Source organism: Micromonospora sp. RHAY321 (assembly GCF_023896955.1).
Taxonomy (GTDB): Bacteria; Actinomycetota; Actinomycetes; order Mycobacteriales; family Micromonosporaceae; genus Micromonospora.
The window spans coordinates 242,348-267,203 of sequence record NZ_JAMHIW010000007.1 but is presented as its reverse complement, the minus strand read 5'-3'; the positions used below and the strand labels follow the sequence as shown (position 1 = coordinate 267,203).

Annotated in this window: 19 protein-coding genes and 1 tRNA gene; 12 read left to right on the top strand and 8 right to left on the bottom strand. The window is 68.6% G+C overall.

Annotated elements, in window-relative coordinates:
* Positions 1-96: 96 nt before the first annotated feature.
* Genes M8C17_RS18235 through M8C17_RS18225 form a run of 3 tightly spaced genes read left to right on the top strand, consistent with a single transcriptional unit; the run spans position 97 to position 3,591 of the window.
* Positions 97-834 carry a hypothetical protein gene (locus M8C17_RS18235; protein WP_252417697.1) on the top strand — a complete coding sequence of 246 codons (738 nt, stop codon included), beginning with the start codon at positions 97-99 and terminating at the stop codon, positions 832-834.
* Positions 831-1,877: a Gfo/Idh/MocA family protein gene (locus M8C17_RS18230; RefSeq protein WP_252417696.1), complete on the top strand. Its 1,047-nt coding sequence runs from the start codon at positions 831-833 to the stop codon at positions 1,875-1,877. The genes M8C17_RS18235 and M8C17_RS18230 overlap by 4 nt, the downstream gene beginning before the upstream one ends.
* Positions 1,858-3,591, top strand: coding sequence for a DegT/DnrJ/EryC1/StrS family aminotransferase (locus tag M8C17_RS18225; RefSeq protein WP_252417695.1), 1,734 nt, complete (start codon positions 1,858-1,860; stop codon positions 3,589-3,591). The genes M8C17_RS18230 and M8C17_RS18225 overlap by 20 nt, the downstream gene beginning before the upstream one ends.
* Here M8C17_RS18225 and M8C17_RS18220 read toward each other — a convergent pair.
* Positions 3,588-4,268, bottom strand: coding sequence for a hypothetical protein (locus M8C17_RS18220; RefSeq protein WP_252417694.1), 681 nt, complete (start codon positions 4,266-4,268; stop codon positions 3,588-3,590). The genes M8C17_RS18225 and M8C17_RS18220 overlap by 4 nt on opposite strands.
* Positions 4,269-4,326: 58 nt before the next feature.
* Complete coding sequence (locus M8C17_RS18215) at positions 4,327-4,890, bottom strand: AAA family ATPase (protein ID WP_252417693.1); 564 nt, start codon at positions 4,888-4,890, stop codon at positions 4,327-4,329.
* A 249-nt stretch (positions 4,891-5,139) separates the two neighbouring features.
* Here M8C17_RS18215 and der point away from each other — a divergent pair, with 249 nt between their 5' ends.
* Both der and M8C17_RS18205 read left to right on the top strand, forming a co-directional pair.
* Positions 5,140-6,543 (top strand): ribosome biogenesis GTPase Der, encoded by a 1,404-nt coding sequence (der, locus tag M8C17_RS18210; protein WP_252417692.1) that lies wholly within the window; start codon positions 5,140-5,142, stop codon positions 6,541-6,543.
* A 198-nt stretch (positions 6,544-6,741) separates the two neighbouring features.
* A tRNA-Pro gene (locus tag M8C17_RS18205) sits at positions 6,742-6,815 on the top strand.
* Positions 6,816-7,263: 448 nt separating this feature from the next.
* Here M8C17_RS18205 and M8C17_RS18200 read toward each other — a convergent pair.
* From M8C17_RS18200 to M8C17_RS18190, 3 genes are all read right to left on the bottom strand, one after another.
* A complete protein-coding gene (locus M8C17_RS18200) occupies positions 7,264-7,956 on the bottom strand; it encodes a hypothetical protein (RefSeq protein WP_252417691.1) in 693 nt (230 codons plus the stop codon).
* A 192-nt stretch (positions 7,957-8,148) separates the two neighbouring features.
* A complete protein-coding gene (locus M8C17_RS18195; protein ID WP_252417729.1) occupies positions 8,149-8,421 on the bottom strand; it encodes a hypothetical protein in 273 nt (90 codons plus the stop codon).
* 610 nt (positions 8,422-9,031) lie between these two features.
* Complete coding sequence (locus tag M8C17_RS18190; RefSeq protein WP_252417690.1) at positions 9,032-11,551, bottom strand: S8 family serine peptidase; 2,520 nt, start codon at positions 11,549-11,551, stop codon at positions 9,032-9,034.
* 347 nt (positions 11,552-11,898) lie between these two features.
* Between M8C17_RS18190 and M8C17_RS18185 the strand changes: the two genes are divergently transcribed.
* Together M8C17_RS18185 and M8C17_RS18180 are read left to right on the top strand one after the other, a co-directional pair.
* Positions 11,899-12,066 (top strand): hypothetical protein, encoded by a 168-nt coding sequence (locus M8C17_RS18185; protein WP_252417689.1) that lies wholly within the window; start codon positions 11,899-11,901, stop codon positions 12,064-12,066.
* A 400-nt stretch (positions 12,067-12,466) separates the two neighbouring features.
* The gene (locus tag M8C17_RS18180) at positions 12,467-14,899 is read left to right on the top strand and encodes a M14 family metallopeptidase (protein WP_252417688.1); all 2,433 of its coding nucleotides are present in this window, start codon (positions 12,467-12,469) and stop codon (positions 14,897-14,899) included.
* Positions 14,900-15,705: 806 nt separating this feature from the next.
* On the opposite strand, the gene M8C17_RS31905 is transcribed toward M8C17_RS18180, so the two are convergent.
* Positions 15,706-15,840 carry a hypothetical protein gene (locus M8C17_RS31905; RefSeq protein WP_256482890.1) on the bottom strand — a complete coding sequence of 45 codons (135 nt, stop codon included), beginning with the start codon at positions 15,838-15,840 and terminating at the stop codon, positions 15,706-15,708.
* Positions 15,841-17,114: 1,274 nt separating this feature from the next.
* Here M8C17_RS31905 and M8C17_RS18175 point away from each other — a divergent pair.
* A complete protein-coding gene (locus tag M8C17_RS18175) occupies positions 17,115-18,158 on the top strand; it encodes a LacI family DNA-binding transcriptional regulator (protein WP_252417687.1) in 1,044 nt (347 codons plus the stop codon).
* Between the two features lie 43 nt (positions 18,159-18,201).
* Here the strand turns inward: M8C17_RS18175 and M8C17_RS18170 are convergent, their stop codons facing one another.
* Positions 18,202-19,227, bottom strand: coding sequence for a LacI family DNA-binding transcriptional regulator (locus M8C17_RS18170; protein ID WP_374558620.1), 1,026 nt, complete (start codon positions 19,225-19,227; stop codon positions 18,202-18,204).
* Positions 19,228-19,394: 167 nt separating this feature from the next.
* Positions 19,395-19,586, bottom strand: a complete 192-nt coding sequence (locus M8C17_RS18165; RefSeq protein ID WP_252417685.1) for a hypothetical protein — start codon at positions 19,584-19,586, stop codon at positions 19,395-19,397.
* 153 nt (positions 19,587-19,739) lie between these two features.
* On the opposite strand from M8C17_RS18165, the gene M8C17_RS18160 reads away from it, so the two are divergent.
* The 4 genes from M8C17_RS18160 (at position 19,740) to M8C17_RS18145 (ending at position 24,847) form a co-directional block, all read left to right on the top strand.
* Positions 19,740-20,981, top strand: coding sequence for a sugar ABC transporter substrate-binding protein (locus M8C17_RS18160; RefSeq protein ID WP_252417684.1), 1,242 nt, complete (start codon positions 19,740-19,742; stop codon positions 20,979-20,981).
* Between the two features lie 106 nt (positions 20,982-21,087).
* Positions 21,088-22,005: a carbohydrate ABC transporter permease gene (locus tag M8C17_RS18155; RefSeq protein ID WP_252417683.1), complete on the top strand. Its 918-nt coding sequence runs from the start codon at positions 21,088-21,090 to the stop codon at positions 22,003-22,005.
* A 5-nt stretch (positions 22,006-22,010) separates the two neighbouring features.
* The gene (locus M8C17_RS18150; RefSeq protein WP_252417682.1) at positions 22,011-22,922 is read left to right on the top strand and encodes a carbohydrate ABC transporter permease; all 912 of its coding nucleotides are present in this window, start codon (positions 22,011-22,013) and stop codon (positions 22,920-22,922) included.
* A 2-nt stretch (positions 22,923-22,924) separates the two neighbouring features.
* Positions 22,925-24,847, top strand: a complete 1,923-nt coding sequence (locus M8C17_RS18145; RefSeq protein ID WP_252417681.1) for a glycoside hydrolase family 127 protein — start codon at positions 22,925-22,927, stop codon at positions 24,845-24,847.
* Positions 24,848-24,856 lie beyond the last annotated feature (9 nt).

The window sequence follows — 24,856 nt, the reverse complement described above, 5'->3', positions numbered from 1 at the left end:
CCCGATCGTCCTTTCTTGCTGTCAGTTCCGGCGGTTCCGCGCCCAGCGGGGGCCGGATAGAGTTTCGCGAATGCGAGCGACGAGACAGGCGCGGCGGTGAGATTCCGCCGGATGGTGGGCGCGTTCCGCCGTGGGCAGCACGTCGAGCTGGCCGTGGTGCTGCTGGTGAGCCTGGGCGCCGTGTTGGCGTCACTGTTCGGTTGGGCGGACGACAAGCTGATCACCGCCCTCACGGTGACCGGGATCGGTGCGCTGGGTCTCGCGCTGCTGGGGTTGCGGTTCGAGCTCACCGACATGGTCGCCGACCTGCGCAGGGCGGCGGCCGGGGCGCGGTTTCAACAGGAGCCTCCCTACGAACTGCCCGCGCTCCTCGCGGGCAGCTCGGTGGTGGTGCTCGCGGGTGTGGACCTGGCCCGGACCTTCAGCAACTACGAGTCGCACCTGACGGCCTTCGTGAAGGCCGGCAAGGAACTGCGGGTCATGCTGTACGACCCGGACGGGCCGGCGGTCGACTACGCGGTGATGCGGTCCAAGCGGCCCTTCCTGAAGGATCGGCAGCGCGGGTTGATCAATGACGGCGCGGCGGACTTCCGTCAGCTCATGGCCATTCCGCAGGCCCGGGCGGAGGTCCGGTTCTCGCCCGCGCCGTTCCCCTTCGGGGTGGTGGCGGCGGACTACCGCACCGACAACGGCCTGATCTGCCTCAAGTACTACACGTACCGCCTGGAGAACTACGACAAGCCCTGGCTCCGGGTCACCGCCGCGGACGGCCGGTGGTATCGCCAGTTCGGCGACGAGGTCGACGCGTTGTGGAACGACGCCCGACCCGCGTGAGTGTTCGCGGCCGGTCGGCCTTCCGCCGGGTCGGCGAGCCGAACCCGAGGCGGGGCTGCCTGCTGGTCGGTCTCGGAGACCGGTCGCAGCGGGTTCTGCTGCCCGCGCTGGCCCGGTGCGGCATCGGGGTGGTGGACGTGGTGGACACGTCGCCGCAACGGCTGGACGCGTTCCGGGCCGCGCAGGCGGCCGGGTGGGTCGCGCCGGAGGCCCGCTTCCTGCCCGGCCTCCCGGCCGTCGCCGAACGGTACGACTTCGCCCTGGTCGCCGTGCCGCACGGCGCGCACGAGCGGACCACCCGCCATCTCACCCAGCTCGGCTGCCCGGTCCTGAAGGAGAAGCCGTACGCCCGCGACCTGTCGCACGCTCGCCGGCTGTACCGGGACGCCGCTGACCTGCTGCACCCCCTGGTCGACCGACCGTTCCTGCCCGTCTTCCGTTTGCTCGCCCGCCTGCTGCCCCGGCTCGGCCCCGCGGTCCGCTACCGGGCCCGATACTGGCGGCCGTCGGCGTCGTACCGGCAGACCTGGCGCAACGACCCGGAGATGGCCGGCGACGGCGTGATCTCCGACATGGGCTACCACTGCCTGGATCTGGTCCTGCGGCTGCTCGGCAGGCCGACTCTGCTCACGGTCACCGACATCGCACGCCGCCCGGGCTACCTGGTCGACGAGCAGGTCCGGCTCGGTTGCGTGCACCGCGACGGGAGCCGGGGAACCATGGAGATCTCCAGGCTGGCCGAGGTGGCGGATGAGCGGTACATCTTCGTGGGCAACGGCGCCGTGATCCGCGCCGGGTTGTCGTACCTGCAGATGCGGCTGCCCGGCGGTGCCAGCCGGAGCTGGCGGTTCTCCTACGATCCCGTCTCGGCGGCCTCCCACACCATCGGCAGCGCGGTGGCCGACCTGGCCTCGCGCCGCCGGGCCAGGTGGGAGAACCGCCACGGCCTGCGGGTGATGGCCGCGATCGCTGACGCGTACCGCACGGACGCGGTGGGGCAGCTGGTGAGAGAGGACGAACCTGGTGTCTCCCGAAACGCCTGAGCCGACGCCCACCGGGCCGGAGGCCTGGCCGCCGATCGACGACGAGGTCCGGGCGGCCGTGCTGCGCCAGCTCGACGAGTCGGTGTCCATCTACGACCGGTCCGGCGTCCTCAAGGACTTCGAGGAACGGTTCCGGCGTCTGCCCGGGTCCCGGTACGCCCTGCTCACCTCGTCGGGAACGGCGGCACTGCACAGCGCGTACTACGCCCTGGAGATCGGGCCCGGCGACGAGGTGCTCTGCCCCGCGTACACCTTCTTCGCCACCGCTCTGCCGCTGTTCCAGCTCGGGGCCGTGCCCGTGCTGGTCGACTCGACCGTCGCCGGCCTCCTGGATCTCGACCTCGCGGAACGGCTGCTCACCCCGCGGACCCGGGCGATGGTCATCACCCACATGTGGGGCTATCCGCAGCCGGTCCGCCTGTACCGGGAGTTCTGTGACCGGCACGGGATCGCGCTGGTCGAGGACTGCTCGCACGCCCATGGCGCGTCCGTGGCCGGAGAACCCGTCGGTGGCCTGGCCGACGTCGCGGCCTGGAGCCTGCAGGGCAACAAGATCGTGTCCGCCGGCGAGGGCGGTGTGCTCTGCACCGACGACCAGGAGATCTACGTCCGGGCCAACCTGCTGGGGCACTTCAACCGTCGGTCGATCAACGAAATACCGCCGGACCATCCCCTGCACCGGTACGCCGACACCGGCCTGGGCCTGAAGTACCGCGCCCACCCACTGGGCGTCGCCATGGCCGCCGTCTACCTCGACCGGCTGCCACGCTGGCTGGTCGCCAAGCAGCGCCACGTCGAGCGGTTCCTGGAGGCGCTCGGGCCGGTGGACGCGATCTCGCCGCTGCTGCCGCCGTCGCCCGAGGTCCGATGCTCCTACTACGCGCTGCCCCTGGTGGTGCACCGACCGCCGGCCGACGTGCGGCGGCTGGTCGCGTACGTGCGGGAGGCCGGCTACCAGGAGCTGACCGGCGCGGGCACCTTCGGCAGCCTCTCCCACTGGCACCTCTTCCAGCACCCCCGGTCCCCGGTCACCGACAAGCCGGGTGTCAGCCTGCGACGGCCGGTCCCCGTGGCGGAACACCTCCAGTCGGCGGTGGTGCGGGTCCCGGTGCCCGTGGGGGAGGACCCGGGCACGGCCGAGCGTTTCCGGGCGCTGGGTGCGTGTCTGGCGCGCGCCCTGAGCGAACTCGACATGGCGGACGCCGATCCGGCCCGGCATCCCGTCTCCGTCTCCGTCTCCGCCGCCGTGGCCGCGGCCGCCGCCGACCAGATCGAGCGCTTCGTGGTCGGGGCCGTCGTACCTCGCCTGGTGGACGGCGACACGGAGGTGCTGCTGGCCAAGCGGCGTCCCGACGACTTCATGGGTGGCTTCGAGGAGATCGTCGGTGGCGAGGTGGAGCCGGGGGAGACCCTGCTCGACGCCCTGTCCCGGGAGGTCTTCGAGGAGACCGGCCTGCGCGTCCGCGCCGCCTCGGAGATCTTCGCCATCTTCGACTACGTCGACTCCGACGGTCGGCTCGCCCGACAGTTCAACTTCGCGGTCGACGTCGAACCCACGGCCGTCCCCGTGCTGAGCTCCGAGCACGTGAGCATCCGCTGGGTGGGGCTGGCCGGCCTGGCCGCGTCGCAGTGCAGCACCGACGTCAAGCGGGTGCTGCAACGGTGGTTCGCGTACCGCGAGGTGGGGCTGGCGGCGCCCCGGCTGGTCCTCTAAAGCGACGGGCCGTCGAGTGCCGCCATGATGGTCTCCAGCACCGCGTCCACGACCTCGCCGACCGGCCGCGACGAATCCACGAAGACGAACCCGCCGCGCCGCCGCGGGTCACTCAGCAACTGCTGGTACGCCCGCTCCCGCCGCCGCAGCACGGGCAGGTCCCCGGGGTCGTAGTCGGCCCGTGCCCGCAACCGGTCAACGCGTACCGCCTCCGGTGCGTGCAGCCAGATCCTGACGTCCGCCGGGTCGGGGAGGGTGCGCACGACACCGTCGATCATTTCGCAGGCCACCCGGTCGTCCAGCCCGTACTCGTCGGCCAGCGCGACGTGCTGGCACGCCACCACGCTCTCGTGCCACCGGTCCTTGAGCACGACCGCGTGCGTACGGGCCGCCGCAGGCACCGCGTACTCGACCGCGTACGCGAGGTCGGCCACGACGGAGAACACCTGCGTCCACGCCGACGGGACGTTGGCCGGGTCACGCAGGAAGCGGTCGGTGGAGAGCCGGGTCATCAGATAGCTGCCGAGCGGTGAGCTGGTGAACTCCGGCACCACCGTGGCGGACACCGACCGGGCCGACAGCATCGCGGCGCACCGCTGCACCACCGTGGTCTTGCCGGCGCCCTCCAGGCCCTCGACCGCCACCACGAGTGCCGGACCCCGGGGGTGTCGCGTCACCGGAGTCCCGTTTCCACCGGCCCATCACACCACGCGGCGCGCTGGTTGTCGGCGACGGTCAGCGGGACATGGGCACGTCGGTGAGGCCCACCCGGTCCAGGCGCTCGGCGAGGACGTCGACGCTGTCATCGTTGACGACGTGCCAGTCGGCCAGCACGATCGGCGTGGCCTTGTCCAGGGTGCTGATCTCGCGGAGGTCACGCGAGGTGATCTCCTCGGGCGTCAGCGGCCGGTGGGCACGCTTGCCCAGTCGCTCCTCGCGCATCTCACGCGGGGCGTGCACGGCGAGGGTGCGCAGCGTGTCCGGGAAGCGCTCGGTCAGGTACTCGTACTCGGCGTAGCTGTACAGGCCGTCGATGATGACCAGCGGCTGCTCGGTCAGCTGCTTGCCGATGTCGTCGGCGGCGAGCTGGGCGACAGCGCTCATACCGTGCAGGCGGCGCACTTCTTCCCGGACGGTGCGTTCGGTCTGTTCGTTGACGGGGAGACCACGACGTCGCACCTCACCCACGATCACGCCGCCGAAGTAGACGACGGGAGCACCGGTCGCCTTCTGCACCATGGCGACGACCGTCGACTTCCCGGTGCCCGCCAGCCCGACTACCGCCAGAATCCCGTTCATTGCCATCCGTCCGGTCTCCCACCGGCCGGTGGGAAGATGAGTAGAGGTCACCCGTTGAAAAGCCTACGTGGCGCCGCCGACGTGAGCTTGGCAGGGACCTCGGGCGTTCGCGAATGCGGACAGTAGCATTGACGGATCAAGTGTACCGGCACGGCGGCGACGGACGCGGTCGTGCTTCTCAGCTCCGGAGCGGGAACGGCGACGTGTCGCCGTCCGCTTCGCGAACTGCTGATCCGATCTGGGAGTGGCATGACCGACAGTGACGGATGGGTCGAGCTGCGCGAGCCCGACATCGACTCCGAGGATCCGTCCGGCCCGCAGCCGGTGGTGGCCGTGGTCGGCCGCCCCAATGTGGGTAAGTCCACGCTGGTCAACCGGATCATCGGCCGCCGGCAGGCGGTCGTCGAGGACATCCCCGGCGTGACCCGGGACCGGGTGCCGTACGACGCGCAGTGGAACGGCCGGGCGTTCACCGTGGTGGACACCGGCGGTTGGGAACCGGACGCGAAGGACCGCGCCGCCGCCATCGCGGCGCAGGCCGAGACCGCGGTCGTCACCGCCGACGTGGTGCTCTTCGTCGTCGACGCGATGGTGGGCTCCACCGACGTGGACGAGGCCGCCGTGAAGATGCTGCGGCGCAGCGCCAAGCCGGTGATCCTGGTGGCGAACAAGGCCGACAACACCTCCATCGAGATGGAGGCCACCTCGCTCTGGTCGCTCGGCCTCGGCGAGCCGTTCCCCGTCTCCGCACTGCACGGGCGAGGCTCCGGCGACCTGCTGGACGCCATCCTCGCCGCGCTGCCGGAGGCACCGGCGATCGTCGAGAACCGGCCGCGCGGGCCGCGTCGGGTCGCGCTGGTCGGCCGGCCGAACGTCGGCAAGTCCAGCCTGCTCAACCGGTTCTCCGGCGAGGAACGCGCCGTCGTCGACGCGGTCGCCGGCACCACCGTCGACCCGGTGGACAGCCTGGTCGAGATCGGCGGTCAGACCTGGCAACTGGTGGACACGGCCGGGCTGCGCAAGCGGGTCGGTCAAGCCAGCGGCACCGAGTACTACGCCAGCCTCCGCACGGCGGCGGCCATCGAGGCCGCCGAGGTGGCCGTGGTGCTGCTGGACTCCAGCGAACCCATCAGCGAGCAGGACCAGCGGATCCTGTCGATGGTGACCGAGACCGGCCGGGCGCTGGTCATCGCGTTCAACAAGTGGGACCTGGTCGACGCCGACCGCCGGTACTACCTGGACAAGGAGATCGAGCGCGAACTGCGCCGCATCCCCTGGGCCATCCGGCTGAACCTGTCGGCGATGACCGGCCGCGCGGTGGACAAGCTCGCCCCGGCCCTGAACAAGGCACTGGCCAGCTGGGAGACGCGCGTGCCGACCGCGCACCTCAACCAGTGGCTCACCGCGCTGGTGCAGGCCACCCCGCACCCCGTGCGCGGTGGACGCGCGCCGCGGATCCTGTTCGCCACCCAGGCCGGAGTGGCGCCGCCGCGGTTCGTGCTCTTCACCACCGGCCCGCTCGACGCCGGCTACCAGCGCTTCGTCGAGCGCAAGCTCCGTGAGGAGTTCGGGTACGAGGGCAGCCCGATCGAGATCTCGGTCCGCCCCCGCAAGAAGCTCGGCCCCGGCGGCCGAGGCAAGGCACACGGCTGATCTGTCTGCTCGAAAATGCCGGATGGGCGGGTGCCCATCCGGCATTTTCCGCGCCCAATCTTCTCCCCTATCCTCCTAGGACGCCGTAGGGGTTGTGCGGTGGTTCGGCCGTGCCGCGACTCGGGTGGGGCCTGTGCGGACGACGGGGGGCTGCTGCGCTAAGCTGTACCGGCTGTCGCGGGGGAGACCACGCGAGGGCGGGACGTGGCGCAGCTTGGTAGCGCACTTGACTGGGGGTCAAGGGGTCGTCGGTTCGAATCCGGCCGTCCCGACGCAGGTCAGAGGGCTGATCCGGAAATCGGGTCGGCCCTTCGCCGTTTTGGGGACCAAGATCAGTCAAGTTGGAGTTGGCCTGGCGCTGCTTGACCGTCGGTCAAGCTTCAGTGACCAGCGCTTTGATTGCCAGAATTCTTCTCTTGCTATATCAAGGCGGCCCGCAAGCGGGCCGTGCCGCCAGGCCCCGGCCTCGCTGGCGACCTCCGGCCGGCATCGGCCGGGCCGGCCACGCTGACGAACGACCATGACCACGAAGACCTCGGGGCTCTGCCCCGAACCCCGGCCCTACTCAGAGATCAGCCGGGAGCCGATCTGCTCGGCGAGGAGATCAGCGACGTGACCGTGGTCCGCTGCGTCGTTTCTGCTCCTGAGCCCTATGGCGTTTGCAGAGGTCCCAGACAACCCGGGCCCACTGCGAGTCACGAGCATGTGCGTTGGCTGCAGCTAGCACCGGGAGCGTAGGTGGTTGTCTCGGTACCACGAGCAGACCTTTGTCACACCGGGCACCTCCGCCAGGTGTCGCCGGAGCCGCTCCTGCCCGTCTGCGGGAAGGTTGGAGCGGAATTGGATGGTGATGGTGGGGCCTTCATCGTCGCCCGCAGCGTCGACGCGCACGCCACCTTCCACGCCATAGCCGGTGGTGGCACGTTGGACGACGCGTTCAAACGTCGGCTCAGTCACCGTTAACCCGGAACTGGTGTGGACAATGAACCCAACCGGCGGGGACGTCAGCGCCGGGTAGATTCCCCCGGCCAGCGCCACGCCTGCAACGAGTGCCAGCAACACGCCGACGAGCACCGACACACGTGCCCGCCGCGGTGCCCGGCCCGGATCCGCGACCGCAGCCAAGAAAATCAGGGCGGCCGGGAAGAGCATCACGAGGGATACGCCCACGACCGCCAGGCAAAGCACCAGGACTCCAGCTGCCAGGCAGGCGTATTCGAAAGGTTTACGACGCACAGTGAACAGGGGGATCGCTGTAATCACGGCCGGAAGCCACCCCACCCAAACGCCTGATACGTTGCCCTGCGCGAGGTGCGACCAGCCAGCGGCAAATGTGGAGGTTAGGAGCGCGGCCACGGCCAAGGCGCGAGGCCACGCATGTACCTTTTCCGTCGTCAGGTTCTGCCTGTTCACAGGAGGCATTGTGTCCTTCAAAGGTCATCAGGCCAAGGTTGCCAGCCGAACGACGCCCTGCCTCGGGAACCGGGACCGGAGCCAGAGAGCTGATCCAGTCACGACGTGCCGGTGAGGCTGGGGCAACGGCTGGCAGCAACGGCGCAGGACGGGGCGGAACCGGGGAGCACCGGTGAACGCACAGAGCCAGCGCTAGTTGTAGTGCCCAGCAGCGTTGTTGACGCGGCTGATGGGTGGCTTGCCGCCGAGTGAGGTGTGGTTGCGATGGTGGTTGGGCGGTTTCCAGGAGTCGTCGCAACGGAAATAGCGCTGTATAGGCGGACTGGGATGGTCACGGCCGCCGAGGTAGGCGCCAGCCTGCAGCAGGAGAATGGCCTGCGGAAGGGACCCGTCCTCGTCGACCTCGATGGGGGTGGTGCGGCCGTCGACGGGTCCGCCGATCAGCCATGCCTCTATCGCGGGCATCAGTGATCCACCGGAAGCCCGGCGTCCGGCGGCAGCCCGGCTGCCGCCATGAGTGCGACAGCCCCGACCTCGAGGCCGGTGACGCTAGCGAGGTAGCGCAGTGGCGTAGGCGTTGCCGTGCGATACGTCCGGCCGTGCTCGCCCCTGCTCATGGCTGCCCCCCATCCTTCGGCGAATCGATTGGACGTGGCGTTGTCCCTCCGGGTTACTCAGCAGGACGCAGCTCGCGATATCAAGCCTCGCAGCTCATCTATGGACAGCTCAGATGCTCGTACCGAAGGGACGATCACGCTGAGCTTCTGGATCATGTGTCCGCTGGCGACGATCCGGCACATGGGGTGCCGGCGGATTGTCCCTTCACGCGCCCATACCTGGTGGCCATCGAGCTACTGGATGGCCGGTCCGTCGTCGGCGTGCAGGCACCCCGGGCGTAGAGGTAGTCGTCGCCGTCGCGGGAGGACTCGAGCAACATCCGTGCCTGTACGCTCGTCCACGAGCTGCCCTTGCGCTTGCGCAGTGGTGGCAGCTTCGTTACCGCAGCCACGTTGGGCGAAGGCCTGGCCAGCCAGGCTCAGGCGAACCTGAGCCTGGCTGTCCAGGCCACGTGAGGCTAGACGCCGCCGGACCCTGCCCCGGGCAGCGTCCGCACGACGGTCAGCGTCACATCGCCGTCCTTGTAGGACACCCTGAACATGTGGTGGCCCGCGTTCAGGATCCGCCGTTCCGGCAGGGAACGGAAGTTGCCCTTGATCGAGTCGCCGCTCATGATCGTCAGTACCGTGCCCGGAGTGAGGGGTGCGCGAACGTCCAGGGCGAGTTCGCCGTCCAGCACCAGGTCACCCGTGGCCCGCACGCTCGTGTAGTTGTGGTCCCCGGAGATGGTGATGGCGAGGCGACCCCCTCGGCTGACGGTCACGTCGCTGCCGACGTTCAGGACGTTGCCGGGTGCGACGTCGGTGAGGGTGATGGACGCCGCGGACGCCGCTTCCCGGGACGACAGACCGGGCTGCAGCACGCCGCTGTCGACGTCGATGCTGCCTGCCACGAAACCGCTGCCGCCGAGCGTGCCGCCCTTGACGTCGATCGAGCTTGCGTGCGAGCCGGTGATCGAGAGCTTACCGCCTTGAACCGTCGTGCCGCCCGCGTAGGTGTCGTCGCCCGTCATGATCAGCGTCCCGGGGCCTTGCTTGGTCAGAGAAGCCGTGTAGAGGTTGTTGTCGATGTTGTTCTGAATGTAGGCTGCGCGCTCGTCCATCCATTCCTTGCGCCACTTGACGGCGTCTTCATAGGTGACCTTGTCGTACAACTCAGGATGGCCGTTAGTGATAGCTTGGATGTAAGGATCAGCCAAAATGCCCTGAAGCATGAAGGCCTGTTCGTTAAGCGTGCCGTCCGGGTTCAGCACGTTGGGGCTGAATTCACCGGCGTAGGCAATGCCTTGCTTCTTGTAGCCCGCCAGCCACTCCAGATCTTCCCTTTCCCTTTCCTTGATCGCGATCTGGCTGATGTCGTTCGACCAGACGTCCAGGGGCGTTTTGTCCATGTTGTAGGTCATGGGGCTCAGGAGTTGGCCGGGGCCGTACATGCCCTTGGCCAGATCGGGAATGCCCCAGCCCCAGCGTTGGTCCGGAAGACCGTCGGGAGCGGTCCAGGCGATGGATGCCCCGGAGGGGGAGGTTTGCCCGGTGCCGAGGAATCTCACGCCGTCGGACATCTTGTTGTTCGCCGTGGTGAACATCAGCTCACGCACCTGCTTGGCGTCCATGTTCGGATAGCGGGAGAGCAGAACCCCCATCACCGCTGTCGCAACGGGCGTTGCCGGTGACGTGCCATTTGAGTTTGAATAGTTGGTGTCACCACCGCTGTTCGTGGTCCGAACGCTGTTTGAAGGGGTAGACACGGTCCACCATTTGGCGAGCCCCGCCTCGTTGTACCCGAACTGCTTTGTGTATTCGGGATTGGCCGCAGTGGGCGGTTGCACCCCGCCGACGGATACCCACTGCTTCTCCGCCAAGGGATTGAAGAATGGATACGCGGGGCGAAAATACGGGTTACTCCAGTCGTTGTTGCCGGCCGACCTTACGTTGACGGTACCGCTGTCCTTGATAGCCTCCCAGATGGCATCCATGAACGAGCGTCCGGGGTGGTTCGGATTGTATTGAATGCCGCCTTCCGAGTAGCTCTTCTTGAAGAGGAAATACTGGTACTCCAGATCCTTCAGGTGCTCGTTGGGGATAATGGTCGCCATTGCCGTGGCGCTGGTGCTGTCTTTGCCACGCAGTTGGTAAGCGTTGGCGAGGTTGCCATTGACTCCGAGGTCGTTTCCAAAGCCGTCAAAGCGGGTTCTGTCGATAGTCTGGACGTAGGAGCCCCAACTGCTGTTGATGACCTGGGCGCCTGCGTCGACCAGGGCCTTATTGGCTGTATGCCAGTACACGTAATCGTGGAAGGGGCCGTGGGACTGGGTATCGGAACCGCCGGTCTTGGCGACATACATCTTCGATCCAAAGGCGATGCCGTGCTGGTCTTTACCATCGCGGATGCCGGAGGTAACCCCAAGCATGCCGGTCCCGTGCCCGTAGTCACTTGTTCTCGCCTGATCACCGGCCAGAGTGAACGGCTCGCCCGCAGTAAACGGGTTCGCCGGGGTTGCTGCGTTTCGATACCCGAAGCCGGACGTGCCGTAGACACCCTCTGCTCTCACCGAAGCAATCAGCTCGGTCTGAAATGCTTCGTGTGAAGCCCTGTAGCCCGAATCCATCATGCCCAGCGTGACGCCCTGCCCGCGGTATCCTAGGGCGTAGGCGGTGGACGCGTTTACCGCGACGAGCTGCCATGGGGAGTTGACCGCTGTGCCAGGAGTAGAAGGATTATGGCCGGTATAGTAACCATATTCCGGCGTTTCCCAACTGGCTTTAGCGGCATCTAGTTCCCCTGGACTCCTGGCGACAAAGCCGGGGTCTTCCGGGTACGCCGGCCCGCCGCCCGTCTGGCCAGGGGTCGATGTCGGACCGGTCTTGGACGATGCCGAGGCGAACCCGGCCGGAAAGAACGCGATGCCTACTCCGGCAGCAAGGGTGCCTCCCAGTCGCCGCAGGAACTGCCGCCGACTCGTGAACCTCATGCTCATCTCCGGCTCCTTCCCGATGGGTCAATATCTCTAATGGACCGGGGCGGCCTGCTACATCCCGGGCTCGTGATCTACACGCGCTGGTCGAGACAAAATAAGGAAACCCGGCCACGTCAGAACGGCGAACTGGAACTCTCCCGCGCGTGGCCTCCCGATATGATCACCAATTAGACTGCGGCAGAAGTGCCTCGTCAAGAGGGCAATTTCTATCCCCCAGAAGCGGTTTGAGCGACCGCCTACATCGATGTGCGTTACTGTTATGGGCCGGGCTATGGGTCCTCGCGGGGCCGGATGAGTGACGGTCCTGGTCGAGACTCGGCCGGTGTTGAGCTGGGGTCCCCACGTTGGTGCTCGCCACCGCACACGCCCTGCTGCACACCTTCTGGCTGGCCGGCTGGACCGCGGTCACCGGCGCAACCGCACGGCTGCTGCGCACCCCACGCGTGCGCCGTACCCTCGACCGGCTCACCGGCGCCGTCCTCATCGGCCTCGGCGTCCGCTCCGCGGTGACCTGACCCGAGACAGCAGGCGGTCCGTCGACGCCTTCTGGGCTCAGGAAGGCTTGGCGCGGGACCTGCCCCACCTACCCGACCTCTTCGGCGTGACCGCCCGAGAGTCAACGGGCCCAGCAGAGGATTGACAGTTCACGTTGTGACAGCTGAGGATTGCCTCAGTCCACCAACTGTCACCGGAGAGCCTCCGTCACCCTCGTTCGACGCCTCGCATTTCGGCGATGCGGGTCCTGTCGAGGCGATGGAGCCGGACGACGTCACCTTCCCCTTTCTCAGCGTGTCGCGCGCTCGGTTGCCGCAACGACCGCACGCGACCCAACGGATGGAGCCGCGTACCCCGGGCGTGCCCCTCGGCCATCTCCTACGGCCATCAGGCCGAGTAGCCAGAAGGGCAGACATCACCATGCCGAAATCCCTACCCGCGCGGTGGCGACGCCGCCTCCCGGTCCCGGCGGCGCTGGCCGCCGCCATGGCCGTCGTGCTGCTGATCAGCCCGGCCTCGGCGACCGCGCCGGACGCCGGCGCACCGGCCGATTCCGGCCCGGTCGCCGGTGAGTCGGCGAACGTCGTGGAGGTGCTGCTCGCCGACACCGCGGAGCTGGACGCGCTGGTCGCCACCGGCGTGGACCTCGACCACCATGTCGAACGCGTAGAGAACGGCGTGGTCGCGCACGCGGTGATCACGCCGAGCGAAGCCGCCCGGCTGACCGCGGCCGGCTTCACCCTCGGCGACGTGCTGCATCGCCCCGAAGACGCCCGGGCCCGGGTCGAGGAGCGCGAGTCGACCATCGCCGCGCACCTCGCCGAGAACCGGGAGTTCGCCACCGCCGCGGCCGACCCGACCGCTCCGGACGTCTCCGACATCAAGATCATCCGCGCGGACTACTACACCTCCGGGACCAGTCAGGTCCTCTCCGTCGAGGCGAAGTGGGCGCAGGGCCAGACAGCCAGCAACACGCTCACCGTCGAGCGGGACAGTGGGCCGGGCACCGCAATCGGCTCCGGCGGCACGCAGACCATCTCCCGCTTCGTCGACGCCGGCGTCTACCTCTACCACCGTGGCGCCTCGGCGGTGACCAGCCGGCCGGACCGTATCCGGATCACCAGCCCCACCGGGGACGTGGCCGAGGTCAAGGTGCAGGAGTGGCTGCCCACGCCGGAGACCAGCCCGGAGGGGCCGGGCTACCAGAAGGACTTCGTCACCAGCTACCTCACCCCGACGGAGCTGTACGCGCGGATCCACCAGCTCGCCGCCGAGTTCCCCAACCTGGCCGAGATCGTCGAGCTGCCGTACAAGACCAACGGCTACCGGCGGCACGCCCAGGCCGTCCTCGGCAGCGCCAACGCCAGCCGGGTCGCGGTGGACTCCCTGGCCTGGGGGCATCAGGGTGGCAACGACATCTCGGTGGAGCTGGTGAACCCGGGCGCCGGCAACGCGGCGCTGGCGGTGACCGTGAGCGGTAAGGCCATCCGGGTGGCCCTCGGTACCGACGGCGCGGGCGCGGTGACCAGCACCGCCGCCGAGGTCGTCGCGGCGCTCAACGCCGCGGCCGGGTCGCTGGTCAAGGCGTACACCTATCGCGGCAGCCCGGGCGGCGGCGCGGTCGCGCCGGCGGCGCGGACCCTGCTCACCGACGACCTGAGTGCGCCGGCCTCCGTCTCCCGCGATCCGCAGCCGGTGTACGCGATCCGGATCGGCAAGGTTCGGGACGGTTCGAAGCCCGGGGTGCTCGCCTACGCGCAGGAGCACGCGCGGGAGTGGGTGCCGCCGCTGGTCACCGTCGAAACCGCCGAGCGGTTGCTGCGCAACTACGCGCACGACGGGCAGACCAAGCAGCTGCTGAACAACCTGGACATCTGGATCGCTCCGTCGGTCAACCCGGACGGCGGCCACTACTCCTTCTACGACTTCAACTCCCAGCGCAAGAACATGACCAACCACTGCCCGTCGACCGGGGCCGCAGACTTCCTCGGCCGGGACTCGTGGGGCGTCGACAACAACCGCAACTACACCGAGTACAGCCTCTTCGACGGGTACTCGGGCGCGTCGAGCAGCTGCACCAGCGGCACCTATGCCGGGCCGAGCGAGCTCTCCGAGCCGGAGAACCGCAACGTCGACTGGCTGGCTGCCCGCCCCAACATCAAGTTTTCGATGAACCTGCACTCCTCCGGGAACTACTTCATGTGGTCGCCTGGCGCGTACGCCCTGCCGGACCGGACCTCGGCGCCGCGGCCGACGCTGGCCGAGGAGTCGGCCTTCTGGGGCGCGTCCTCGCGGATCCTGACCGCCATCAAGCAGCACCGGAACATGGCGGTCACCCCGGCCCGCACGGGCCCGATCTCCGACGTGCTCTACTCGGCGGCGGGCAACTCCGGCGACATGCTCTGGTACAAGTACGGCATCTACGCCTGGAACTTCGAGGTCGGCACGTCCTTCCAACCGGACTGGGAGGAGGCGCACTCCGAGGCGATGGAGTTCTCCAATGGCCTGGTCGAGCTGATGCGGGTGGCCCGGGACTTCGCCAAGGACCGGACCCGCCCGGGAAGCACCCTCACGGTCGCCCCCAGCTCGACACCGGGCATGGTGAACGCGACCTTCAGCGTCTCCGAGCCCGCCTCGGTCTTCTACACCCTCGACGGCGCTACGCCGACGTACTCGTCGACGCTCTACGGCTCGGCGGGCATCCGCGAGGGCGGAGAGACCCTGACGATCCCGGCCGGCACCCGGATCAACTGGTTCTCGGTCGACTCGGCCGGCAACGTCGAGAACAACTACACCCCGGACGGCAGCGGCAAGAACTACCGCAAGGGCCAGGCGGTCCTGCCGACCAGCTGACGAATCACGGCAGACAGGAACGGCCGCGGCGCTGCTGGGCGCCGCGGCCGTCACCGCTCAACCCAGGAATCCGGCCATCGTCTTCACGAACCACTCCGGATCGTCGAGCCACGGATAGTGCCCGGCGCCCGGGCTGCGCCGCCAACTCGGCCCGCGGGAACAGGCCGGCGTACTCGGCGGCGCGCTTCGGCGGGAGCCCGATGTCGTACTCGCCGGCGAGCAGCAAGACCGGTGCCTGAATGTGACCGAGGGCGGACCTGACAGCCTCCGGGGTCGACGGCCCCGGCCGAGTAGTAGACGGCCGCGGCGTCGTCGTTGCGCTGCCCCGCCTCCCCGGCACCCGGGCACGGCGGTCGGCGTCCCACCGGCCGTGGGTGAACGGTGTGATCGCCTCCCAGTCGGCGGCGGTGGGCTGGCCCGACCAGATGCGTTCGAAGGCGGCGAAGGCCGCCGGGAACCAGGGCTCTGCCCGTCGGAGCTCGGCCGCTCACCACCACGGTCAACGACGTCGACCCTCGTCCTGCCCCGACTACCGGGACGGTGGCTGCGGCATGAACGTCACGGCGCCGTGCCCGAGAGGGCCCAGCCGGCACCGAGGACGAGATCATCACACGCGCGGCGCAGCGGTTCATGGCTCCTCGCGCTCACGCCCGTACCGTGCAGGTCCGCGCCGGGCACCCTGTCCTCTGTGCACCACGCGAGCGGCCCTGCCGCAGCTCTACGGCCTCAACGGCAGGTGGGGATCCGACGATTGTCAGCCCCCACCTTCACCGCCGCATTCGGACAATTCCGCGATGCTGCCGGTGTCAGCGCCCGGTGGACACGATGTTTGAGGAACGTCCGTTCTGCTCATCGCGCTTCAGGCGCTTTGCAGTCTGCTTCTCCTTGATCGTCTTACCCTTTTTCTTGGCGTTCGCCTTGGTCGTCGAGTCCTTGGACATGATCGAACCTCCTGAAGCAGGTCGGTGAACGTGCAGCGTGTTACTCGCCTGATCGCGGCGTGCAGGTGACGGAAGGCCCGCGCGGCGTGCGCGAAGTCTTCACTGCACGCCGACCCTACGCTGTTCCAGCTCTTGCCGACGTTGGGAAGTGCATCGCCGGTGGTGGGGCGATGGTTCGTGTCGCCCCACCGATACGAACCCCATTCCTGCGGTAGGCGGGTCGAGATGGGTAGGCGCACGTCGTTCTCTTGAGTGACGCTCGCTAGGTCCCATGGCGGCTGTGGGGTACGCGGGAATCCGGCGCCGCTCTGTCGGGATGGCTACGTTCGGTAACAAGGGTCGTCAGTTCGAATCCGGCCGTCCCGACCGGTGCCCGATGTAGCGGCAGCTGGCAATATCTGCAGCGCTTGACGCGGAATCAAGAAACCAAATGCCGCTCCATCCGGGACGCAGATGAGGCGGCAGGTCAGAGCGATCTACAGCGCGCACGCCGACGGCCAACCATCCGCGCGGTTATCGCCAACAAAGATCATCCGTTACCGGATGTTACCGCCGTTACCTGAGAAGATATTCATCTCCCCAGGTCAAGTTCGAGCCCTCGATGCGCGGATATCCGCCCAATCACCCGGGTGGTCACGGCTGCGAGCTGGCATGGTGAGCACCACCTGGACCTCGGTTACCTGCGGGCGCTCCAGCCCTGCGGATCTGGCGAGCTGTCCGCGGCGATCGCGGCGAGATCACCGTGGACTGACGGCACGAGGACGACGTCGAGGTCAGTTTTTACTGCCGGCTCGGCTGTCCGGTCTACGTTACGAGGTGATCAGTCCCAGTAGGCGTCGCGCTCCGTGCAGGCTATCCGATGCTGGGATGCTGGAGATCAAGGCGACCTACTGAGGATCCACGGCCCGGCAGCGACAGGCCCGCCCGCCGCTGCCGGGACGTCAATCCCGTACTGCGCTGTCGATCACCGAGACGGTGTGTCCATGGTGGTGCCGGTGCCGAAACCGCGTCGGTGCCGTACCGACCATTTGCTGCAGATCTCCTGACAGCCATTGCCGAAACCGTTTTCGGCATTCATTGTCAAAGACCAGGCGGCCGGGGGCTGATCGAGGTGCACGGAAGGACCACCTGTCGCCAAGGGCACACGTCGAGACCTCCTGACGAGGGGATGCAGGGTGATCGAAGACGACGGACCTGACGGGCGATCACTCCCGTCCACCCCGGCACGGCGCGACGAAGCCGAAGGGGCGACCAGACATCCCGACCGATCGATCATGCGCGACGTCGCGGAGTTGGCAAAAGTGTCCTCGCAGACGGTTTCCCGCGTCATCAACGGGCACCCGCACGTCGCTGACCGGACCCGGCAACGGGTCCTGGACGCGATGAGCAGGCTGAACTACCAACGAAATCCGGCGGCCCGGGCGCTGGTCACCCGCCGATCCGGCACGCTCGGCATCATCGGCTACGAGAGCCCGCTCTACGGGCCGACCTCGATGCTGTACGCGATCGAGGGCGCGGCCCGCGCCGCGGGCTACTTCGTCAGCGTCGCCAGCGTGCGCGACCTGGACCACCGGTCGGTGCTCGACGCGGTCGACTGGCTGCGCCGGCATTCGGTCGAAGGAATCATCGCCATCGCGCCCAAGCCCACAATGGCCAACGCGTTCGCCGAGGCGTCCTCCGGCCTGGCCTCGGTGACTGCGGGCGGCGGCTGCAGTCCGGCGGTTCCGAGCGCCCAGATCGACAACGTCGAAGGCGCGCGGCTCGCCACCCGCCACCTGCTCGAATTGGGGCACACCACCGTTCACCACGTCGCCGGCCCGGATGACTGGCCGGAGGCGGCTGAGCGGGTCGACGGCTGGCGCGACGCGCTCCGAGCCGCCGGTGCGCCGGTGCCTGCGGTGCTGCCCGGTGACTGGAGCGCCGCCACGGGATACGAGCAGGGTGAGTGCCTGGCCCGCGATCCGTCCGTCACCGCCATCTTCTGCGCGAGCGATCAACTCGCCCTCGGCGTGCTGCGGGCGCTTCACGAGGCGGGCCGCCGGGTGCCGGACGACGTCAGCGTGGTGGGCTTCGACGGCACCTCCGACGGTGCCCATTTCCTGCCGCCACTGACGTCGGTGCGGCAGGACTTCGCCGAGCTGGGCCGGCGCAGTCTACGGCTGTTGTTGGCGCAGCTCGACCGGCCCGCGCACGGGCCGCTGCGCCGGCGGGACGTGCTCGTGCCCGAGTTGGTCATCCGGCGCAGTGCGGTGGCACCGTGCGATCGTGACCGGCCGGCTGCGGAACTGACGCGATCCGGCCTGACACACAGCGCCTGACCTGACGGATCTCCGCATCGCCGGCCCGGCGGTCCCGGCCGTCTCAGCGGCGGGGCAGTGCCGGCCCGGTGGACTCGCGTACCACCAGGCGGCCCTGTTGGCGGATGACACCAACGCCGGCGTTGCCGTCCAGTGCCGCGATGAGGTGCTGCACCGCGGTTGCGCCGAGCTGCTCGAGATTGAGATCCACTGTGGTCAGCGGCGGCCGGCAGTCCTCGGCGAAGAACTCCCAGTTGTCGTAGCCGACGATCGCCACGTCGTCCGGGATCCGGCGGCCGAGATCGCGCAGCGTGTCGGCGACCCCGGCGGCCACCTGGTCGTTGCCACAGAAGATCGCGTCCACGTCCGGCCTGGCCGCCAGCAGCAGCCGTGCCGCGTGCCGGCCCCACCGCTGGGACCACTCGCCGAACAGCGGATCGCCGGCCGGAGACAGGCCCGCCTCGGCGAGCACCGTTCGCAGACCGGCGGCCCGGTCCCGGGCAGCACGGTAGCTGTCCGGCCCGGTGATGTGTCCGATTCGGCGTCGGCCGTGCGACACCAGGTGTTCTGCGGCGAGTCGGGCACCGCCCTCGTCGTCGGCGACGATCGACAGGTCGCGCGGGTCCGTCGACTCGGCGTAGGCGTAGACCACCGGAACCGGGATCTGCTGGGTCAACGAGGGGCTCACCTCGTTGCTGTCTCCAACCACGATGAATCCGTCGACCTGGCGTGCCAGCAGGGTGCGGATGTAGTGCTGACGGCGGATGGCGTCGCCCCGGGCGTCGCAGAGCAACACAGACATCTGCCCGTTGCCCAGGGCGTTCTCCGCACCGAGCAGGATGGACATGGCGAACCTGCCGCCGAGTTCGTCGGTCAGCAGTCCCACCGTGCGGGTGCGTCCCGAGATCAGCCCGGCGGCCAGGGCGTTGGGCTGGAAGGAGAGCTCGGCGGCGGCGCGCAGCACCCGTTCCCTGGTGGACGGCGCGACTTCGGCCCGACCGTTGAGTGCTTTGGACGCCGTGGCCACGGAGACGCCGGCGTGGCCCGCCACATCACTCAGCGTCACTGACTGCGATCGTCGCCGTCCCACCCGAAAGCCTTTCGCAACATTTCAGAGCAACGGCAATCGCCCGCCAGCCCTGCGGTTTCGGCCAGCGTAGTGCGCAGACAGGTTCAGGCGAAAGAGCGAGAGGCGACCGAAACGGGTTCGGGTTTTACCCGCGCGACATCTTGCCGAAACCGTTTTCGTGGGACACCCTAGCGGCGGAACGTGATGCGCACCACCTCGGCCACGACGGTGACGATGTGCCGCACGAGCCGCATGCCGAGACCGGCGAGAGGCGGAGAGGCGATGACGACATGGCAGGCATCGCCCGTCACGGCGGCGCGAGCAGCATCCACGTCACGGGCGGATTCGACCCGGCAGGCGGTTGACGGCGACGTCACCACCCCAGCCGTCCGCATGCAGCAGCAATCCGGAGATCACATCTCGTCTTGCGGGGGCCGCCCAGCGGTTCCCTCCGAACGATGAACCCCGTGGGAGGAATCATGAGGAAGACCCTGGGCAGGCGGACTGCCCTCCGTTCGTTAGCCGGAGTTCTCGTGGCCGCGCTGACCGTGGGCGCGGCCGCGTGTAGCAGCGACGACGGCGGCACCAGCGCGGCCGAGGCCGGCCCCAACGGCGTCGACGACGGCAGCGAACTCACCCTGTGGACCCGCGCGCCGCTGGAGAAGCAGGCGAAGCTCCTCGTCGACGCGTACAACGCCGGTCACAAGAACAAGGTCAAGCTGACCGTCGTTCCCAACGACGACTACGTCGCGAAGGTCGGCGCGGCAGCGGGCTCGGACGGTCTTCCGGATCTTTTCGCCGCCGACATCGTCTACGTGCCGAACTGGGTGCAGCAGGGTCTCTTCCAGGACCTCAGCGCCAACATCGACGGCCTCAGCTTCAAGGACTCCATCAACAAGGGGCACCTCTCGGCCGGCACCGTGGACGGCAAGGAGCACGTCCTGCCCTTCGTGCTGGACCTGTCGATGTTGTTCTGGAACAAGCAGTTGTTCAAGGAGGCCGGGCTGGACCCGGAGAAGGCCCCGGCGACGCTCGAGGAGTACGCCGCCGCCGCCAAGGCGGTCCAGGCGTCGAAGAAGGACGGCGTCTACGGCACGGCGGCCGGCCTGAACTGCGGCGGGTGTCTGGTCTTCACCTGGTTCCCCTCCATCTGGGCCGCTGGCGGAGAGGTGCTGAGCGAGGACGGCAAGGAGTCCAAGCTCGCCGACGACACCGCCCAGAAGGTCTACAGCACCTGGAACGACCTGTGGAAGTCCGGAGCCGTGCTGCCGGCCTCGGCCGGTGAGACGGGCCCGACCTGGACCGCCCCGTTCACCGAGGGCAAGGTCGGTCTGATGCTCTACCCGGCGACGCTGCTCTCCTCGACCCCGTTCGACGTCGGTGTGGCCCCGATCCCCGGCCCCACCGGCGGTGGGTCCACCTTCGTCGGCGGGGACGGCCTCGGCGTGTCGAAGGACTCGAAGAAGGCGGCTCAGGCCTGGAACTTCCTGAGCTGGATGATGTCCGAGGACGCCCAGGTCGGGGTGCTGGCGAAGAACAAGGACGTGGTGTCCCGCGCCGACCTCGCGAACAACAAGTACGCCGCCGAGGACCCGCGGCTGGTCACCATCAACGAGGCGGCCGGCAAGGGCGACACCCCCGTCGCGCTGAACTTCCAGCAGGCGTTCAACGCGCCGAACAGCCCGTGGCTGACCCTCGTTCGTAACCGCGTGCTGAACGGCAGCGGCGACCTGCAGAAGGACAACGGCGAGATCACCGCAGTGCTCAAGCAGTAGGGCCCACCGCGGGTGTGTGCCGACGCACGGCTTCCGGCACACACCCCGGCGGAACGACCCGCAGACGTCAACGATCGCCAGCCGCCGACCGATCGAGAGGGTTCCCATGAGAGTCACCGCACCGTCTCGCCCGCCCAGCGCGGCGACGCGGGGCCGTGCCCGGCCACGCGGCCGTCAGGCCCTGCTGGGCTGGCTCTACGCGACACCGACCGCGGTGTTCGTCGTGGCGCTCTTCGCCGTACCGCTGCTGCTCGTCATCAGGATGTCGGTGTCGAGATGGCCGCTGCTCACCGGCAACCAGGGGATCAACGCTCCCGACAACTTCGTGAAGGCGGTCAACCACCGGTTCTTCACCGACTCGGTGGTGTTCACCGTCAAGTACACCGTGCTCGCGACCGTGCTGCTCCTGGCCCTCGGCCTGGGGCTGGCCCTGCTCGTGCAGGAGTCGAGCCGGTGGAACAACCTGCTCCGCGCGTCGTTCCTGATTCCCAGTGCGCTTGGTCTGGCGTCGGCGTCCCTGCTGTTCTACGTGCTCTACTCGCCGTACGCGAGCCCTCTGGCGCCCGTGCTGGATCGGCTCGGCATCACCTTCCTCGGTTCACCGACCGCGGCGCTCATCTCGACGACCTTCCTCATCGTGTGGCGCTACGCCGGCTTCTACATGGTGCTCATGCTGGTCGGCCTCCAGGGCATACCGGCGGACGTGTACGAGGCCGCCCGCGCGGACGGCGCCAGCCGGTGGCAGACCTTCCGGAAGATCACCCTGCCGCTGCTGCGTCCGACCCTGGCGCTGACGACCGTGCTCTGCGTGACCGGTTCGCTGCTCGCCTTCGAGCAGTTCTACATCCTGACGAAGGGCGGTCCGGACAACAGCACGATCACCGTCGTCCAGCTCATCTACATGGTGGCGTTCCAGGGTCAGAACGACCTTGGTGTGGCGGCGGCGCTCTCCCTCATCGTGCTGCTGGCCCTGGTCCTCATCAACGCGCTGCAACTGCGCGCCTTCCGGTCCGAGGAGAGCTGACGCCGATGGTCGCCGTATCCCGTTCCCACATCGCTGACGGCGGGGCCCCGCCATCCGTCGAGGGGCCAACTCGCCGCAACAGACCCAGGGGCGTCACCATCGGCGGCATCGCGCTGCGCACACCGTACTGGGTGTTCTCCGGATCGGTCGGGCTGATTTTCCTGGCTCCGCTGCTCTGGACGGCGGTCGCCTCGGTCGGCCCGCGGGCCGGCACGAACCAGGTGGACGGCTGGGGCTTCGGCAACTACGAGACGCTGGCGAACTACCAGGCAGGCATCTGGCGCTACCTCGCCAACACGGCGTTCGTCGCCCTGCTCGCGGTCGCGCTGACGCTGCTGATCTCCCTCCTCGGTGGTTACGCGTTCGCCCGGTTCCGCTTCCCCGGCAAGAACATCCTGTTCCTGGTCACGCTCGCCATCCTGATGGTCCCGTACGCGACGTTGCTGATCCCGCTCTACGTGCTGCTCAACCAGGTGGGGCTACAGAACTCCCTCGTCGGCGTCGCGCTGGTGCTGACGATGTTCCAGCTCCCATTCTCGACCTTCCTGATGCGCATCTCCTTCGAGGCGGTGCCACGCGAGTTGGACGAGGCCGCGATGGTCGACGGCTGCTCGACATTCAGCGCGCTGTGGCGGGTGCTGTTGCCCGCGGTGAAGCCGGGCCTCATCACCGTGGGGCTGTTCGCGTTCCTCACCGCGTGGAACGACTTCATGGCGCCGCTGATCCTCATCAACGACACCGAGCGCATGACCCTCCCGCTCGCTGTGTCCAATCTGCGGGGCCAGGTCCAGGGTGTCGTCGACTACGGGGCGACCGAAGCGGGCGTCGTCGTGCTCGCCCTTCCGTGCATCGTTCTGTTCCTGCTGCTCCAACGACACTACGTGCGCGGCTTCATGTCCGGCGCGATGAAAGGATGACCATGAGCGGCACCGTACCTGCGGCCGCCCCCGTCCTGCCGATCCGTGGCCGGCTCCGGCCGCTCGGGCTGGACCAGGTCCGGATCACGGGGGGATTCTGGGCCGAGCGTCAATCGATCAACGGCGTCGCGACTCTCCCGCACATCGAGCACTGGATCGAGCGGGAAGGCTGGATCGGCAACTTCGACCTCGCTGTGCGGGGCGACCTGTCACGCGATCGCCGTGGTCGCGAGTTCTCCGACTCGGAGATCTACAAGTTCCTCGAGGCGATGGCGTGGGAGATCGGCCGGACCGGCGATGCGGAACTCGAGTCGAGGTTCCGCGCCGTCGTGCGGCGGGTGGCTGCGGCGCAGGAGGCCGACGGCTACCTCAACACGAGATTCGGCCGTCCGGGGCAGGCCCCCCGCTGGTCCGACCTCGAATGGGGTCACGAGCTCTACTGCGTCGGTCATCTCCTCCAGGCCGCGGTCGCCCGCGCCCGAACGCGTCCGGGCGCGGACGACGGCCTGTTCGAGGTCGCCCGCCGTGCCGCCGACAACGTGTGCGAGACGTTCGGGCCGGACGGCATCGACGGCCTCTGTGGACACCCGGGGATCGAGACGGCGCTTGTGGAGTTCGCCCGGGTCACCGGCGATGACCGCTACCTGAGCCAGGCGGCTCTCTTCGTCGACCGCCGGGGCCACGGCCGGCTCAGCGATGTGGAGTTCGGCCGGGAGTACTTCCAGGACGAGCTTCCCGTCCGGGAGGCGACGGTCCTGCGGGGGCACGCGGTACGGGCAAACTACCTCGCTGCCGGCGCCGCCGACGTCGCCGTCGACCTGAAGGACACCAGCCTGCTGGACGCGGTGCGCAACCAGTGGAGCAACGGGGTGGCCCGGCGCACGTACGTCACCGGCGGGCAGGGCTCCCGGCACCAGGACGAGGCGTTCGGCGAGGACTGGGTGCTGCCGCCCGACCGCGCGTACTCGGAGACCTGCGCCGGGGTCGGCTCGGTGATGCTCGCGTGGCGGCTGCTGCTCGCCGACGGCGACGCCCGCTACGCCGACCTCATCGAGCGGACGCTGTTCAACGTGGTGTCGACCTCGCCGTCGGCCGACGGGCGGAGTTTCTTCTACACGAACACGCTGCACCGCCGCGAGCTGGGCACCCTCCCCGACGCCGACCGGCCCAGCCTGCGCGCGGCGGCCTCCCTGCGGGCGCCGTGGTTCGAGGTCTCCTGCTGCCCGACGAACGTCGCCCGCACCCTGGCCAGCCTGACGGCGTACGTCGCGACGTCCGACGACGAGGGTGTCCAGCTGCACCAGTACCTGCCCGGGACCATCGAGCACCGGTTCGCAGACGGGCGTGATCTTCGTGTGAGCGTGGCGACCGACTACCCGCACGGCGGGCAGATTCGGGTCCGGATCGAGAGCGACGACGACCAGCCCTGGTCGCTGACGGTGCGGGTGCCCGGCTGGGCGGCCGAGGGTGCGACGTTGACCATCGCCGGAGACACCCGGCCGGTCGGGCCGGGTTTCGTCACCGAGCGCCGGACGTGGCGCCGCGGCGACGAGGTCGTCCTGTCCCTGCCGATGGCGCCGCGGTTCACCCACCCGGACGCGCGCATCGACGCGGTCCGTGGCTGCGTCGCGGTGGAGCACGGCCCCGTCGTGCTCGCCCTGGAGTCGGTGGACGTGCCCGGCGTCGAGACGGTCGACGAGCTCCGCGTCGACACCAGCCGACCGCCCCGCCTCGTGAATGGCCGGGTCACCGTGCGCTGCAGGCGCGTCCACCCGCGAGACCACGACTGGCCCTACCGGACCGACGCGGTCGAGTCGGCGCCGACGGTCGGCGAGGGCCTCGACGAGGTGCCGCTGGTGGCGTACCACGACTGGGCCAACCGAGGGCCCTCGACCATGCGCGTCTGGCTCCCGACAGTGCGCTGACCACATGTC

Excerpts from the sequence above, each read along its gene's own strand:
- M8C17_RS31905 (WP_256482890.1), bottom strand. The coding sequence starts at position 15,840 with ATGTCCAAGGACTCGACGACCAAGGCGAACGCCAAGAAAAAGGGTAAG.
- M8C17_RS18150 (WP_252417682.1), top strand. The coding sequence starts at position 22,011 with ATGGTCGCCGTATCCCGTTCCCACATCGCTGACGGCGGGGCCCCGCCA.
- M8C17_RS18155 (WP_252417683.1), top strand. The coding sequence starts at position 21,088 with ATGAGAGTCACCGCACCGTCTCGCCCGCCCAGCGCGGCGACGCGGGGC.
- M8C17_RS18175 (WP_252417687.1), top strand. The coding sequence starts at position 17,115 with ATGCGCGACGTCGCGGAGTTGGCAAAAGTGTCCTCGCAGACGGTTTCC.
- M8C17_RS18190 (WP_252417690.1), bottom strand. The coding sequence starts at position 11,551 with ATGAGCATGAGGTTCACGAGTCGGCGGCAGTTCCTGCGGCGACTGGGA.
- M8C17_RS18215 (WP_252417693.1), bottom strand. The coding sequence starts at position 4,890 with ATGAACGGGATTCTGGCGGTAGTCGGGCTGGCGGGCACCGGGAAGTCG.
- M8C17_RS18145 (WP_252417681.1), top strand. The coding sequence starts at position 22,925 with ATGAGCGGCACCGTACCTGCGGCCGCCCCCGTCCTGCCGATCCGTGGC.
- M8C17_RS18180 (WP_252417688.1), top strand. The coding sequence starts at position 12,467 with ATGCCGAAATCCCTACCCGCGCGGTGGCGACGCCGCCTCCCGGTCCCG.
- der (WP_252417692.1), top strand. The coding sequence starts at position 5,140 with ATGACCGACAGTGACGGATGGGTCGAGCTGCGCGAGCCCGACATCGAC.
- M8C17_RS18195 (WP_252417729.1), bottom strand. The coding sequence starts at position 8,421 with ATGCCCGCGATAGAGGCATGGCTGATCGGCGGACCCGTCGACGGCCGC.